This window comes from Paenibacillus sp. WG02 (assembly GCF_055396115.1).
The window spans coordinates 3,278,997-3,293,503 of the sequence record NZ_AP036016.1; the positions used below are offsets into that span (position 1 = coordinate 3,278,997).

Genomic DNA, 14,507 nt, shown 5'->3' on the forward strand with positions numbered 1-14,507 from the left:
TGGGTGTCAGAGTGACTATCAATTCCCGTTCACGCGATGAACCGCGCCATTGCGGCCCACCGGATGAAGCCTGTCATCGACCGTATATTTTCTTTCGACGAAGCCAAGGAGGCGTTCAGCTACTGCAAGGAGGCTTCGAAATTTGGTAAAGTTATTATTCGCCATCCATAAAAAGGAGCCCTTTCTTTTCCTTTTGGGAAGAGTAAGGGCTTCTCAACCTTAAACATTTTTAAAAATCGCTTATACTCCGGACGCCCATACCTAAAATATTCAAGGTACCTTCGCATTGCTTAACAACAATTATTCGTATATACTAAAATTGTAATTGATTAATCACTAATTAATAGTGAAGGAGGCAATCTGATGACAAAAATCGAAATGGCCATGGTCAATCGCAAATCGGATATCATATCGGCAGCGATCGAGGTATTTGCGGAGATCGGGTATTTCCGTGCAACGACGGCACAGGTCGCGGAACGAGCCAACATATCGCAGCCGTATATTTTTCGTTTTTTTTCGAAGAAGGAAGCTTTGTTGTTGACTGCGCTGGAGGTATCCTGGACGCGTGTGATCGATTCCTTTCGTAAGGTGGTAGCAGCCGCGCCGTCTGGACAGTTGGAGACCGACCTGATCCGGGCTTACGAAAATATTCTGGATACGTATCAAAATGAAGTGCTGCTCCAGATGCAAGCACAGACGATCCAGGAAGACTCAATCCGGGAAGCGATGCGTAATGGATACGGGGAAGTTCGCCGAATTGTTTTGGACGCTTTCCGCCTAGTCGGCAGTCCGAATGCTGAGGAACGGACTATGCTGTTCCTGGCTAGGGGAATACTATGCAACATATCAGTCGTACTGGCAATGCCCGAATTGAAGGAAGTATGAGAAGGATTACAAGTTTTTTTAAAATAGTGATTGACCAATCAATAACAACATGATATATTGAATTCAGGTTAGTAATTGATCAATCACAAAACAAATGATGAGGTGATTCCTTTGGAAAAAGCTATTGTAGTAGGAGCAACGGGAGGAACGGGTGCTTCAGTTGCGGAAGAGCTCGTTAAGCGAGGAATTCAGACGGTGGCCTTCGGGCGTTCTCGTCAAAAGCTGGAGGATCTTAGGGCTAGGCTGGGCCATCCTAAGAATCTGACGATTGCCATAGGTGATGCTTTTCGTCCGGATGACATCGTCTCTGCTTCGGAAGGTGCAGATCTCCTGTTCCATTGTGCGAACGTGCCATATCACGAAATGGTAAGCAAGCTGATTCCTCTTGGCGAATCGGTGATGGAGGCCGCTGATAGGCTGGGCATAAAGGTAGTCGCGATCGACGGTATCTATCCCTATGGAAGAAAGCAGATGGCTCGGGCGACCGAGGAGCATCCCAAGCAGCCGCATACGAAGAAGGGCAAGACCAGACTCGCTTATGAGAAGATGCTGTTCGATGGACGGTGGAGTCGTGCTAGGGTTATGATCGTCCGCTTACCGGATTATTACGGTCCCACGGCGAATGAGGCTTCATATCTGGGCTCTACTCTTGAAGCGATTGCGGCTGGCAAGATGGCATTTTTCATAGGCAATATGCGTGTCCCCCGCGAGTTCGTCTACTTACCGGACGCGGCGTTCATGATCGCGGAGCTCGCCAGCAAGGACGATGCTTATGGGCAGAACTGGCATATACCTGGTGCAGGCTTGATCTCAGGAAAGGAGATCGTGCAAATAGCCCAGCAGGCTAGCGGAAGCGCCAAATCGGTTATTCCGCTCGGAAGAGTCGGGCTGTCTTTGCTCGGTATAGCTGTTCCAGTTATGAAGGAAGTGGTGGAGATGCTTTATTTGACCGAAGAGCCGCTTGTCTTGAGCGGGGACAAATACGAGCGATTGATCGGACCGGCACGGGCGACCAGCTTCGAAAAAGGAATCACGGCTACGGTTCACGCGTTGCAGAGAAGAAATGGCGCTTCTTTTAAAGTTAATAGTAAGTAATCAATCACTAATTAATTTGTGGGGGAATAGACAATGAACCATTTGATCATTTATACACATCCAAGAAAAAGCAGCTTCAATCACGCAATTCTGGACGCGGTGACGGAAAGCTATCTCCAAGAGGGGGATGGAGTTATCGTTCGGGATTTATACGGTATGGGTTTCCAGCCGGCACTTGGCTCAAGTGAAATGCTCGGCGGGGTGGGTGAGGATATCGTCCGAGAGCAATCCTATGTATCGTGGGCGGATCATGTTGTGTTCATCTTTCCGCTATGGTGGACGGGATTGCCTGCGATGCTGAAGGGCTATATTGACCGTGTATTTTCGTATGGATTCGCCTACAAGTATGACAATGGGGTTCAATCCGCGCTGCTAACGGGCAAGAAGGTGACACTCATCCATACGCAGGATAAGTCCCGAGAAGCATATGAAGCAAGCGGGTTGGGGAATGCGATTCGTCTTACGATAGATGAAGGGATACTCGCGTATTGCGGCTTCGAAGTGACTCGCCATCTCGTATTCGACTCGATGTATGCTTCGACCGCCGAGGATAGGAAATCTTGGCTCGCACAGCTTTCGGAAATGATGCGCAATCCTTCGGAAACGAAAGAAAAGGCGTAAAAGAACGCAATTTAATCAGATGTAATTAATCAATCAATAACAAACTAAAGGAGAGATGTATGATGAATTTCAAAGCTCAACAAATATCAGCGTCATCAAATATTATACCCTACCGTTGGTGGGCGCTTATCGCGCTTGCGCTTGCACAATTCCTTGTCGTACTGGATGCGTCCATCGTTAATATTGCACTTCCGTCGTTGGGGGCGGAACTTCACCTGGATACAACTACGCTTAGTTGGGTGATCACGGCTTACGTATTACCGTTCGGAGGGCTGCTGCTTTTGGGCGGAAGACTTTCCGACCGGTACGGACATCGCAGGTTATTTATCGCTGGGGTCACTGGATTCGCGGTCGCTTCGGCGGCAGCTGGATTCGCGAACTCGGGAGCGTGGCTATTGACTGCAAGAGCGGTGCAAGGCGCTTCGGCCGCTCTTCTCGCTCCCGCGGCTCTTGCTCTTCTCACCAAGCTTTTCATGGATCCGCAGGATCGGGCTAAGGCCCTTGGCATCTGGGGGGCTGTTGCCGGCATTGGCAGCGCTGCGGGCGTATTGCTAGGAGGAGTACTGACTTCTTCTTTCGGATGGCCATCGGTGTTCTTCGTGAATGTTCCTGTAGGCCTATTGGTTATCGCAGCAACTCCTTTTCTCATCGCCAAAGATAAGCCAGGCGAACGCGCAAGTCTGGATATGCCTGGAGCAGCCGCGGTTACCGCTGGCATCGTAACCTTAGTTTTCGCGCTCTCCGAAACCGAACGAGTTGGATGGACATCTCCGCTGACGTTGATGCTTGCTGGTGTATCAGTCTTGCTTCTCGCCGCGTTTGTCTTCATCGAGCGACGCGCCAAGAACCCACTTATGCCGCTAGGTGTATTTCGCAACAAGTCAGTATTAGGCGGCAATCTGGCAATGTTCCTTATCGGAGGAGCGACAACAGGACTATTCTTCGCACTCTCGGTCTATATGCAGCAGGTGCTTCACTATGACGCAATGAAGGCAGGGCTTACCCAACTTCCGTTGGCGGGAGCGCTGGTTGTGATAGCGGGAGCCGTACCGGCACTTGTTAAGAAGCTCGGAACGCGTCGGACGCTTGCCTCTTCATTACTTTTGCTCGCCGCCGGCTTAATCTGGTTGTCTTTGGCGCCAAGTGATGCATCGTTTGCGGTTGATCTGCTTGGACCTAGTATCGTGATCGGAATCGGGTTGGGAGGGGCTTTCGTCGCCGGGACGGAGTTGTCGGTCCATGGTGTTGACGACAGCGAAGCGGGTATGGCCAGCGGACTTGTCAATACGAGCCAGCAAATCGGTGGAGCTATTGGGCTTGCTGTATTAGCGACGATATCGTCGACCAGAACAAGGGACTTATTGAGTAATGGAATAGCCGAGACGCAAGCGTTGACCAGCGGATTCACGTGGGTGTTCCTCGGTGCGGCCGCTTTTGCCATCATAGGAGCGATTATTGTCCTCAAGGTTGTTCGCCCTTCCTTATCACGAAGTGCTATTAAAGAATCAATGACATTACAGAAAAGAGGGTGATCGGCCATGGCTAAGAAGAGCAGCTCTAAACGTCCGTTCTACTTCGGATTCTCTCTGCTGCTTTTGCTCCTGATCGGTGTAACGGTGAGCGTTTATTTCTGGCAAATGCGGCTTCAGAAACCGATGGAGGTCAATATGGCCCATCATGAACATAGCTCAGGCGCTGTTTCCGAAGCTGCCATGCAAAGTCATTCTGCGACAGGCGTTTCCTGTGAGTCGATTGTAGCAAAGGATACTTCGGGGCCGATCCGCAAGTTCGATCTGACAGCCGCTCAGACGGTTCTACAGCTGGAGGGCGGTAAGACGGTCGATGCGTGGACCTTCAATGGCTCTTCTCCGGTCCGGAGCTTCGCGTCACAGAAGGCGATCGTGTCGAAGTTACGCTCTTCAACAAGGATATCGCAGATGGTGTTACGATTCATTGGCATGGGATCAATGTTCCTTGCTCACAGGATGGCATTGCAGGGGTGACTCAGGACGCCGTGCAGCCCGGTGAAAAGTTTACGTATACCTTTGTCGCGTCGGATCCTGGCACTTATTGGTACCATTCGCATCAGATGAGCTCGATACAGGCGAAAAAAGGGCTTCTGGGCTCCATTGTCGTCCAACCGCGGGAACCGTCCGCTCTGCTATCCTCTGTGAAGGAGGTATCCGCGCTTTATCAACGGTTGGATTCCACCATGCTGCTGAACGGCAGCGCCAAGGGACTGAGCATGCCGGGAAAAGCAGGCGAACAAGTCAGACTGAGGCTGACCAATGGAGACAATGAAACGATGAACTTCTCGGTCGACGGGGCCCCCTTCCAAGTTATTGCGATGGATGGTCACGACCTGCATGAACCAGGCCTCCTAAGCGGTACAATCATTCCGGTAGGAGCGGGCCAACGTTACGATCTGCTTATCCGGTTGCCCGAATCGAACAAGGTTATCGTAAGCAGCCAATCGGTCAAGAACCTGTCGATTACACTCGGCAGCGGGAGTGAACCGAACCGGTCTGAAGGAGGCGGGATGTTCTCGTTCGTCGATTACGGCACTCCTCTGGCGGAGGATCCGATGAGCAAGCTTAAGCCTGACCAAAGCTTCGTTCTAAGGCTCGGCCAATCCATCTTTGTCAAAACGATCAATGGCCATTCGTTCCACGAGATTCCTCCCATGACTGTGAAGGAGGGGGAACATGTGCGTATTACCCTCATCAATGAGGGAGGAGGTGATCATCCGTTCCACACTCACGGCCATACCTTCCGTGTACTTAGCAAAAATGGCATTCCATTGAAAGGCAGCCCCGTCTATCTGGACACTCTTCTGATGAAAGATGGCGAAACCTACGAGGTTCTTCTGGAGGCAAACAATCCAGGCTTATGGATGGCGCATTGCCACAATCTCGGGCATGCCTCGATGGGGATGAGCATGATGCTCAACTATGAGGGAATCACGACGAAATACAGGGTGGGAACCAAGTCGGGCAACCTACCTGATCTATGAAATGGATAATAAAAAAATTAATTTGGGAGTGATCACGATGAAAAAAGCAATGGTTGTAAGAGTGGGCAAGGGAATCGGCGGAGCGCTGATCGAGAGATTAATCGGAGGTGGCGTCGATGTTGTCGCCTATTCCGGGTCACGACGTAAGCTAACGGCGTTGGAGGAAACATTTGCTCATTCCTCTCATTTACGTACGGTGTTGGGGGACGCCAATGATTCAGATGCTCTACTCGCCGCTGCTGCAGATGGAGTTGACGTAATTTTCTGTGGTATTTATCTGACCTATGACGAGAATCCGGAGAAGGTTGAGCAGATGCTTGTGGCTATCGAGAAGGTCTCGGAAAAAACTGGCGTCAAAGTAGTAATAATTGAAGGAATTTATCGTCCAGCTGGTGAAAATGAGCAAGCCCTGCGTTCCGATGAGCGGTATATGCGTTTGTTAAGTCCAGAGCTATACGGGGCGGACGTTTCTAATACGATCGTTCATTATCAGCTCAAAAAAATAGCGCAAGGTAAAGCGGTCAAGTTGATGACTAACCCAGCCTTTAAACGAGAGTATTTGTATATAGCCGATGCCGTCCAAGATGTAGTAGAGCTTGCCTCGCAGGATTCCTCGTTCGGAGAAACATGGCGTCTGTGCGGCGGACCGGCCATTACTGCGGAGGAATTGATCGCAATCGCTGGTTCGGTCGTTCACGTTACTCCACGCATCGAAAGAATTGGTGGCTGGAAACTGAGACTGCTTCAATGGCACGAGCCGAGGGCGAAGGAGATTCTGAACCGCTATGAAAAAGGCGGACACATCGATCAGGAATTCGGACTTGAGTATGTCAGAAGCGGTGAGGCTACATCGTATGAAGCGGGTATTGCCGCAACTGTAGCGAGTATAAAGGAGAAGCAAGGAAGAGAAAACAATCTGTAGAGCAGGTATGGCAATTTCGGTTGCCTTCATGTTAGTGATTAATCGATAACATTGCATTAAATGAGATAATCCCATTGGAAAAGCAATGGAATTAATAAGGAGGTAATAGAGATGAAAAAATCGTTTAAGTTAACCGCATTTATAATAAGCTTTCTATTATTGATATCCATACTGATTGGCGGGGGCATCTATAGAGCAACAACTACAAATAGTCCTTCTGATGAATCAAATAAGGCCAACATCGATGTCGACCGCAACGCCCAGGACATAGTCGACCTTTCCATCGTCATCAACGCTCCGCTGCAGACCGTATGGCGATTACAGACCGGTATCGACCAGTGGCCCACCTGGCAGAAAGACATCACTCAAGCGCGGCTGTCCGGTCCGATCGCAGCTGACAGCTCCTTTAACTGGGAGACCCACGGGCTGCCCGTCGTCTCCACCATCCGCGAGGTAGACCCTATGCGACGCATTGTCTGGGGCGGCCCAGCACTCGGCATCGACGGCGTCCACGTGTGGACATTCAAAACGACCGCCAACGGAGTCGTCGTGCATACCACCGAGTCCTGGGACGGCCCGCCTGTGGCAGCTGATCCCGACGGTATGCGTGCGGCACTCACGTCCTCGCTCACCGCTTGGCTCGCAGCCCTCAAGACAACAGCCGAGGCGGCTAACTGATCGGTACATGGCAAGACTAGCATGGTGAATATTAACGTTAATTTCCGCCCAAAACTGGGCGGTTTTTTCGTTAAATTTGTACGATTATACATGCATAAAATGCGATCATCCATGGCTCAACGTCTGTTTTTCACCTACACTTAGACTATAAATCAATACGCAGAGGAGTGTATAGGTATGATGGTGAAGGTAGGCAGTCGCGAGTTGGAGATGGGTGGTCCCTGTTTCCACATATTTCAGATTACCAGGTATATTGGTTGGATAACCACTGGGTATCGGATGAAATTACAATTATTCAACCGAATGCAGATGGTCTGGGTAGATATAGCTGAGTTTATTGCTTTTCAGGAGTTCATCTTTGGTCAGGATATTGAAATACTTCAACATCAAAAGCGGAGGAACTCCCCTTGGACCTTCAAGAACTACATTTAAAGAGCGATCGTATGAGCATCGCTTACCGTAAATATTTGGTTAGTCTTGGTGTCACCTGGGGGTTCACTTGGGTAGGTAAATAGGTGGATTTTTGATAGTTATGTGTATAATAGAGGTATGATATTTTCAAAGGTGGTCTACATACGATGATTAAATGCACCCATTGTTCGAAAGCTACAGATCTTCAAATGCAGCGCTGCATCCATTGTGGGAAGATCCTGACGTACACCGTTGCAGAGAAATTCGATATCCTTGCAGAATCCGTTGAACATGCGTTGAAGAAGGAGCTAGAAGCAAGAAGAAAGATGAGGCATTAGATCATGAGATGTATGCTGAGAGAGCCGAAATGGACTTCTCATCCTCGTAAAAGTTGCAAAGTGTTGCTGAGAAGTCCAAAAAGAACTTCTTGAAGCCAGAAGGATGCTTGTTTACCGACAAATGTATCTGAGTGAGCTGAAATGGACTTCTCACTGCCGGAAAAGTAGCAAAGTGTTACTAAGAAGTCCGAAAAGGACTTCACGGAGCCAGAAACATGCTTGTTAACCGACAAATGTATCTGAGAGAGCCGAAATGGACTTCTCAACGCCGGAAAAGTAGCAAAGTGATTAACTTTTCCTTGGTATTTGCGGAATGTTGTACGACGTACAACAATTTCTCTGATTTCTGCCCTCCAGGCTGGAGATGTTGTATTTCGTACAACAATTTATCCTTATTTCTTGCGAAATGGCCAATTTTGCTTGGAATTGCTGTATTCAATACAACATTAGCTAGGATAACGCTAAACGGATTCAATATTGTTGTACGAAGTACAACTTTACATGTTTTCAACACCTAAATTCAAGATGTTACCTTCTGTAATTTAGCAGGATTGTTGATTTTGTAAGGTATCGGATGTTTGGAGAGCTTCTTTGCTACAATTTTACATTCGAATGAGAGCTTGTCCCCGATTTCTAGCTCCAACTTCTTAAGTGTGGCACTGTGGCTGGACCAGGCTTCGCCGATTTCCATTTCAGGTTCTGTCATGGAAACAGCTTCGTAGATAACGACTTCATCCTCCGTATCAGAAAAATTGTTCGGGACAGTTGTAAATTCTTTTACTGTAGCGATCATTTTCACCTTATCTTCGGGAAGCTCAAGCTTTGGAGCTTTTTCTTTTTTTGCCTTCTCTTTTTTCGGCTCTTTGGGGGCCTTTTTAACTTCTTCAACACTAGCTTCTGCAGTAGCCTCCACATTAGCTTCTACGGCAACTGGAGCATCTTCTTGCAAAGCTTCAAGCTCTAAAACCTCCGCCTCTGTGGCGTCAGCGGCTCCTGCTCCTCTCTGGCTGTAATTGGCTGCTTGCATTTCTTTCAGATAAGAGGGGTGGATGCAGTGCAGCTGCTTGTTGTCGAATTCAATGACAGCCGTCATTTTATCCACATAACCAACAATGCCGCATGGCAGATTCATACCATTCCCCTTGTAGAAGAATGCCTTTGTTTTCGCTGCTTTCTCGGAAAGCAAGCCCCACTCTTTACATTGTTCGAGCTGCTCAGTCTCGTCTTCGAAAGTGTTATACGTTGGGGGTTGGATGGTAAACGCATGGACCATGAGTTGTCCGCCTTTCTATTATTTGTTGGGAGTATGTATCGTTAGTTATTCTAAGCGGTAATCGTCGGTTTTCTCGCCGTCTTCCCATATCTCTACGAAAAGGGCATCACAGTTTTCAAAGTCAGTCGGCTTCAGAGAGAGTGCTTTCTCCTCGTCAGCGCCTACATAAACATTTTCCATTCCTTCGCCATCGAAGGAGAGGATAACATATATTTTCATATGCCGTTGTGCCTCCAGTAATTTGATATTGACCATTATAACACAATTGCGGAAAAGTTCGCTTGACGAGCAACAGCAGCGGTAGATAAAGAAGGTAAGGAGACAGTATCTATTGGCTGAAAATGATGATTTGCTTCACTTTCTGCATGTAGTTACCTGTGAAATTGGCTTAAAATTACCCCCAAGTTCATATAGATGAATACAACCTATTCTCCATATTGTAGTAACAGCACTTTCATCCATCCGTTATGGGGGAATCGAAGGAGGAGGTTCGAGGGTGGCGATATTCGTCTTATTTGTCATCGGATGTCTATGTGGGTTCTTGTTATTTAGAAAAAATGTGATCCTGGTCAGTCAGGAACCAGTTCCGAAAAATGTGAAGCTGTCTATTATAATCCCTGCAAGGAATGAAGCATGCAATTTGCCTTATCTCCTCCACGCACTGAAGGTCCAAACCCTGGAACCCTTTGAAATTATCGTTGTGGATGATTTTTCGGAGGACGATACGAAGGAAATTGCTGAAAGCTACGGGGTTACTGTGATTAGCAATACGAGTCTTCCACAAGGATGGACAGGTAAAAACTGGGCAGTATGGAATGGATATTTGCATGCTACAGGTGATCTAGTTGCTTTTCTTGATGCGGATATTCGCTTAGTTCCACGTGCGCTGGAGGCATTGGTTAAGGCGAGAAAAAAAGCGGGAGGCGTCATTTCTGTCGTTCCCTTCCATTATACGGAGAAGTTTGTTGAAAGACTGGCGCTAATCTTTAATGTGCTGGGTGTATTCGCTTTTACGTCCCCTTTTGAAAAGAAAAATTCGAAAAAAGGTCTATATGGCTCCTGCATCCTAACGACTAGGGAAGATTATGAGAAAATTAAGGGACATCAAAGCATCAAGTCGGAGATGTTGGATGATTTGAACCTTGGGGCCGCCTATCGGCATGCCGGAATTCAAGTGACGAATTTTATCGGGCGAGGACTGGTTTCTTTTCGTATGTATCCACAAGGGATCAAGAGCGAGGTTCAAGGCTTCGGAAAAGGGGCAGTCCTTAGCACGTCAACGTTAAGTCCGGGTACGATCCTCTTTGTTGCTATTTGGGTTGTTGGGCTAATTGCTTCCGAAACTTTCTTCTTATTTATCAACACTTCGTGGGCACTGCCACTTTTCATCGGATATCTCTTATACATGATACAGCTGTTTTATTTGGTTAAACATGTGGGTGTGTTCGGAATTGTCATGCCCGTTTTGCATGTTCTCTCAACGATATTTTTCATCTATGTCATGCTGTATTCCGTTTATCAGGTCGTATTCCTTGGACATGTGTCATGGAAAGGACGGCACGTCAAGGTAGGCAGCAGGAGGGGGCAATGACCATCGTTTGGACGGTTTGTGCCTTTCTATCAGGTTCTTTTATGTTTTCTTACTGGCTTGGCCTTATCGCTAAAAAAAACTTGAAGACGGTTGGTGACGGGAATCCGGGGGCCCTGAATCTGTGGAAGGCAGCAGGTTATAAGCTTGGTGTTGTTGGTATTATTTTCGACTTTTTAAAAGGATACCTTATTCTTCTTTTTATATTGGGGTATGAAAAAGTTCAAGGGTACTCCATCATTTCCATCGCACTGGCTCCGATTATCGGGCATGCCTTTTCTCCTTTCCTTAAAGGGAAGGGAGGCAAAGCAATCGCTGTGACCTTCGGCGTATGGAGTGCTTTATCCAGCTTTGAAGCTTCTCTTGCTCTTGCGGTGTTATTGGCCATTTTACTGAGTTCAATCAAGGTAATCAACAGAGGAAAGTCTATATCGACTGAGGCAGACGCCTTGCAGGTCGTAGTCGGTTTTCTGCTGTTAGGTACCTATTTGTATATGAGGCATTATTCGGATGCAATCCTTTGGGTATGGTCAGGGAATTTTCTATTGCTTGTATATACCCATAGATATGAGCTTGCTGTTTATTTAAAGAGGCGATGAAAAATAAATAAAAAGGATCTCGGCCTTGATGCCGGGATCCTTTTTTTGTTCATATAAACAAGGCAGAGTGATTACATACAAGGCTTCTCATTAGGAAAAACTAGGGGTTAAGCAGAAAGGAGTGAGCCTAGATATGGAGGATCGAATAGCTCTGAGGGAAGAGCGGCTAAACGCATTAAGCCACGGCTTGGGCGCCGCGTTAAGTGCCTTCGGTCTTTTTTTACTTTTACAACGTTCCGTTCTGTTCGAAGATCTAGCCTACAACGTGAGTAATACAATTTATGGGTTATCTTTTTGCTTGCTATATCTGTCCTCGACCCTGCTGCATTGCTCACGCTCGAAGAAGTGGGGCAAACGCTTTGAAGTCATGGACCATGCGGCTATCTTTATTGCCATTGCGGGTTCGTATACGCCATTCCTGCTTATTACCTTGCAAGGAACACTAGGTTACACTCTGCTGCTGTTGATATGGGTTCTAGCATTGGGAGGCGTCCGCTATGTTCATTTGATCATTAAGCGGTTTATGCCTTGGGGCCTTCTTATGTATTTGTTGATGGGCGGCTTCATGGTTTCAATAATAGGGCCGCTAAGCGAACTTCTTCCCTCTATGGCTCTAGTTTGGTTGATGTTTGGAGTTGCCTTTTACAGCTTTGGCGTGCCGTTCTTTCTATGGCGAAGGTTAAGATATCATCATGCTATTTGGCATTTGTTCGTGCTTGCGGGAAGCAGCTGCCACTTTATTGCTGTATATGCATATGTGATGCCTGCCGTTTTGTAGGGAAAAACTGCCTAGCATCCGGCAGGCTGACACCTGCAAAGTTCCTGGATCTACAAGCTCGGTCCGATACGGTTAATGCTGAATTCCTGATGGCCCAGTATCTCTGCCTTGGTCAGTTTGCCTTCAGCCACTTCACGAATTTCCTGCCAAATTTGCTCGCCAGCTTGCTCCAAATTTAAGGTTCCAGCGAGCATGCTGCTCACGTCCACATCCATATTGTCTTCCATGTTGGAGTAAGTGAATTTGTTTGCCGTAATCTTGATCACGGGCACAACGGCTGAACACGTTGGCGTTCCGCGACCCGTCGTGAAGCAGACAATGTGCACGCCGCCTGCAGCCATGCTAACGGATACCGATGTCGCCATTCTCTCTCTGATAACTCATAATAGTAGTCATATCGCAGCCCCATTGGCATGTTTAAGATTCATGTGTTTTCGGTAAATCTCCGCGACCGCGAATACCTTCAATATTGTGGATATGAACATACTCGCCAGCTCGAATATCTTGGGTAGCTCGACCGATGACATCCCCATATTTAACGACCTCGGCACCTTGTTTGATGAAGGAGATGGCTACCTTGTGACCAAACGGCACAGAATCAACTAATGATAGCGTTCGCATTCTTGCGCCCTTATAGAAATGAATAGATTCACCGCTCGGAATATCGCGCAGCACGGTCGCAACATCGTCCTTATCGTTCATGACAAGTAAAGGTCTGGCTAATAGAATCGCTAACCTTCCATCTTAGTTTTGTGCTAGCTCTGATTAAGATCGTCTATTTTTAGTCAGAGACATCTTTCTTATAATAAGGTCATTGTTACCGCATTCATTCAAAGCCAAGGAGGCTGCCAGCCATGCAGGAAAACACACCATTATTATTGACAGATGAGCAAATAAGAGAATTTATTACAAATGGATGTTTAATACTCAAAACCGACTTTTCGAGTGAGTTTCACAGCAATCTTTTAGCACAATTAAACACGGTCTACGCGGAAGAGGGGAACCCCGGCAATAATTTATTACCCCGCATTCGTGAGCTGCAAAAAGTATTCGATCACCCTGTTGTGACAGGTGCTTTAACAAGTGTATTAGGCCAGAACTATATGATGCATGCTCATAGACATGGGCATTTCAATGCTTCCGCAACAGCTGGAGGCTGGCACAAGGACAGCTATTGGGGCTATGACAGAATGCGCAATCATCACCCGAATTGGGCAATGATTATGTATTTCCCACAGGATACGCCAGTGGAATTAGGACCAACAGGTGTTATGCCAGGTACGCAAAATTATCAGACTCGGACTTTTGAATCGAGCGAGCAAGAAGGGGAGGTCTTAGCAAGCGGCGAGGCGGGTACTTTTGCGTTGATCCATTATGATATTTGGCATCGTTCCACGCCTAATGTGTTAGGAGAACCGCGCTACATGCTGAAGTTTGAATTCATGCGTACAGAGCTGCCGAAAGCACCAAGTTGGAATAATCAAGAGGCAGCATGGAGGAAGCCAGCCAACTTACAATTGCCAATCGCCGAGCATGATTTGATGTGGGAAGAAACTTGGAACTGGCTGTCTGGCAAAATGGGCAGTCTGGCAGGAACAGCTGCATCAGATCCAGATCAGATTAGTGAGTTATCCGCTAAGTTGGATGGTTTTGAACCGCTGGCCATCAATGCGGCTTATGATTTGGCACGAAGAGGGCAGCAGGGTGTGGACGCTTTGCTAGAAGGATTAAAGAGCGAGAATACCCATGTATCGCGAATTTCTGCTTATGGATTGTCGGTTTCAGGTAGTGAGGCCGTTAACGGGTTAATGGCAGCGTTGCATCATGAGAATATTGAAATCGTGACACACGCGGTTTTTGCTCTTGGTGAATTAAGAGAGTTAGCGGCAGAAGCCGTTCCTACCTTGATAAAGCTGCTCGAACATCCAGCTGATCGTGTTCGCTGCGCTGTAGTAGATGCACTTGGTTTCATGGAGACACCTCTGAATGACATCGTATCAAGCTTAGGCAAATGCCTGCAAGATGAGAACGCGCAGGTTCGCTTCATGGCAAGTTTGTCCTTGTCACGATTAGGCTCTCAAGCGGAAGCCGCTGTGCCTCAGTTGGAAATCGCATTGGATGATGAGAACAGATATGTTCGTGCGCATGCTGCAGAAACTCTGCACTATATCGGTACGGAGCGAGCAAAGAATTCACTCATTAAGTTTCTGCTTAATTCCCGCTGGTGCCCGACAACGACAAAGACTAATGCTTTCTATCCGTAAAATAGGTTGAGAAAAAGGGCAAATTAACGTTTGCCCTCTTTG

At 47.5% G+C, this 14,507-nt stretch carries 17 protein-coding genes and 1 pseudogene; 14 read left to right on the forward strand and 4 right to left on the reverse strand.

What is annotated here, in order from left to right:
• Positions 1–36: 36 nt before the first annotated feature.
• The 10 genes from ACBP55_RS14440 to ACBP55_RS14485 all read left to right on the forward strand — a co-directional run bounded on the left by ACBP55_RS14440 (position 37) and on the right by ACBP55_RS14485 (position 7,963).
• Positions 37–171, forward strand: coding sequence for a zinc-binding dehydrogenase (locus ACBP55_RS14440; protein WP_464652509.1), 135 nt, complete (start codon positions 37–39; stop codon positions 169–171).
• A gap of 192 nt (positions 172–363) precedes the next feature.
• Complete coding sequence (locus tag ACBP55_RS14445) at positions 364–885, forward strand: TetR/AcrR family transcriptional regulator (protein ID WP_464652510.1); 522 nt, start codon at positions 364–366, stop codon at positions 883–885.
• A 111-nt stretch (positions 886–996) separates the two neighbouring features.
• The gene (locus ACBP55_RS14450) at positions 997–1,980 is read left to right on the forward strand and encodes an NAD-dependent epimerase/dehydratase family protein (RefSeq protein WP_464652511.1); all 984 of its coding nucleotides are present in this window, start codon (positions 997–999) and stop codon (positions 1,978–1,980) included.
• Positions 1,981–2,013: 33 nt separating this feature from the next.
• A complete protein-coding gene (locus ACBP55_RS14455) occupies positions 2,014–2,601 on the forward strand; it encodes an NAD(P)H-dependent oxidoreductase (protein ID WP_464652512.1) in 588 nt (195 codons plus the stop codon).
• Positions 2,602–2,660: 59 nt separating this feature from the next.
• On the forward strand, positions 2,661–4,133 hold the full coding sequence (locus ACBP55_RS14460; RefSeq protein ID WP_464652513.1) for a DHA2 family efflux MFS transporter permease subunit: 1,473 nt from the start codon (positions 2,661–2,663) through the stop codon (positions 4,131–4,133).
• 314 nt (positions 4,134–4,447) lie between these two features.
• Positions 4,448–5,614 carry a multicopper oxidase family protein gene (locus ACBP55_RS14465; protein WP_464652514.1) on the forward strand — a complete coding sequence of 389 codons (1,167 nt, stop codon included), beginning with the start codon at positions 4,448–4,450 and terminating at the stop codon, positions 5,612–5,614.
• 37 nt (positions 5,615–5,651) lie between these two features.
• Positions 5,652–6,536, forward strand: coding sequence for a Rossmann-fold NAD(P)-binding domain-containing protein (locus tag ACBP55_RS14470; RefSeq protein ID WP_464652515.1), 885 nt, complete (start codon positions 5,652–5,654; stop codon positions 6,534–6,536).
• A gap of 111 nt (positions 6,537–6,647) precedes the next feature.
• Positions 6,648–7,214 carry an SRPBCC family protein gene (locus tag ACBP55_RS14475; RefSeq protein WP_464652516.1) on the forward strand — a complete coding sequence of 189 codons (567 nt, stop codon included), beginning with the start codon at positions 6,648–6,650 and terminating at the stop codon, positions 7,212–7,214.
• Positions 7,215–7,391: 177 nt separating this feature from the next.
• Entirely contained in the window at positions 7,392–7,646 is a 255-nt protein-coding gene (locus ACBP55_RS14480) for a hypothetical protein (protein ID WP_464652517.1), read from the forward strand.
• Between the two features lie 146 nt (positions 7,647–7,792).
• Positions 7,793–7,963 carry a hypothetical protein gene (locus tag ACBP55_RS14485; RefSeq protein ID WP_464652518.1) on the forward strand — a complete coding sequence of 57 codons (171 nt, stop codon included), beginning with the start codon at positions 7,793–7,795 and terminating at the stop codon, positions 7,961–7,963.
• Positions 7,964–8,483: 520 nt separating this feature from the next.
• Here ACBP55_RS14485 and ACBP55_RS14490 read toward each other — a convergent pair.
• Together ACBP55_RS14490 and ACBP55_RS14495 are read right to left on the reverse strand one after the other, a co-directional pair.
• Positions 8,484–9,236, reverse strand: a complete 753-nt coding sequence (locus ACBP55_RS14490; protein ID WP_464652519.1) for a hypothetical protein — start codon at positions 9,234–9,236, stop codon at positions 8,484–8,486.
• Between the two features lie 45 nt (positions 9,237–9,281).
• Positions 9,282–9,455 (reverse strand): hypothetical protein, encoded by a 174-nt coding sequence (locus ACBP55_RS14495; RefSeq protein ID WP_464652520.1) that lies wholly within the window; start codon positions 9,453–9,455, stop codon positions 9,282–9,284.
• Between the two features lie 277 nt (positions 9,456–9,732).
• On the opposite strand from ACBP55_RS14495, the gene ACBP55_RS14500 reads away from it, so the two are divergent.
• The 3 genes from ACBP55_RS14500 to trhA all read left to right on the forward strand — a co-directional run bounded on the left by ACBP55_RS14500 (position 9,733) and on the right by trhA (position 12,201).
• Complete coding sequence (locus ACBP55_RS14500) at positions 9,733–10,827, forward strand: glycosyltransferase family 2 protein (RefSeq protein WP_464652521.1); 1,095 nt, start codon at positions 9,733–9,735, stop codon at positions 10,825–10,827.
• Positions 10,824–11,423, forward strand: coding sequence for a glycerol-3-phosphate acyltransferase (locus tag ACBP55_RS14505; RefSeq protein WP_464652522.1), 600 nt, complete (start codon positions 10,824–10,826; stop codon positions 11,421–11,423). Before ACBP55_RS14500 ends, ACBP55_RS14505 begins: the two co-directional genes overlap by 4 nt.
• Before the next feature lie 133 nt (positions 11,424–11,556).
• Positions 11,557–12,201, forward strand: coding sequence for a PAQR family membrane homeostasis protein TrhA (gene trhA, locus ACBP55_RS14510; RefSeq protein WP_464652523.1), 645 nt, complete (start codon positions 11,557–11,559; stop codon positions 12,199–12,201).
• 50 nt (positions 12,202–12,251) lie between these two features.
• Here the strand turns inward: trhA and ACBP55_RS14515 are convergent.
• A pseudogene (locus ACBP55_RS14515) lies at positions 12,252–12,542 on the reverse strand (UxaA family hydrolase); the annotation flags it as partial.
• A gap of 76 nt (positions 12,543–12,618) precedes the next feature.
• Positions 12,619–12,903: a UxaA family hydrolase gene (locus ACBP55_RS14520; RefSeq protein ID WP_464652524.1), complete on the reverse strand. Its 285-nt coding sequence runs from the start codon at positions 12,901–12,903 to the stop codon at positions 12,619–12,621.
• A 152-nt stretch (positions 12,904–13,055) separates the two neighbouring features.
• On the opposite strand from ACBP55_RS14520, the gene ACBP55_RS14525 reads away from it, so the two are divergent.
• Positions 13,056–14,465, forward strand: a complete 1,410-nt coding sequence (locus tag ACBP55_RS14525) for a HEAT repeat domain-containing protein (protein WP_464652525.1) — start codon at positions 13,056–13,058, stop codon at positions 14,463–14,465.
• Positions 14,466–14,507 lie beyond the last annotated feature (42 nt).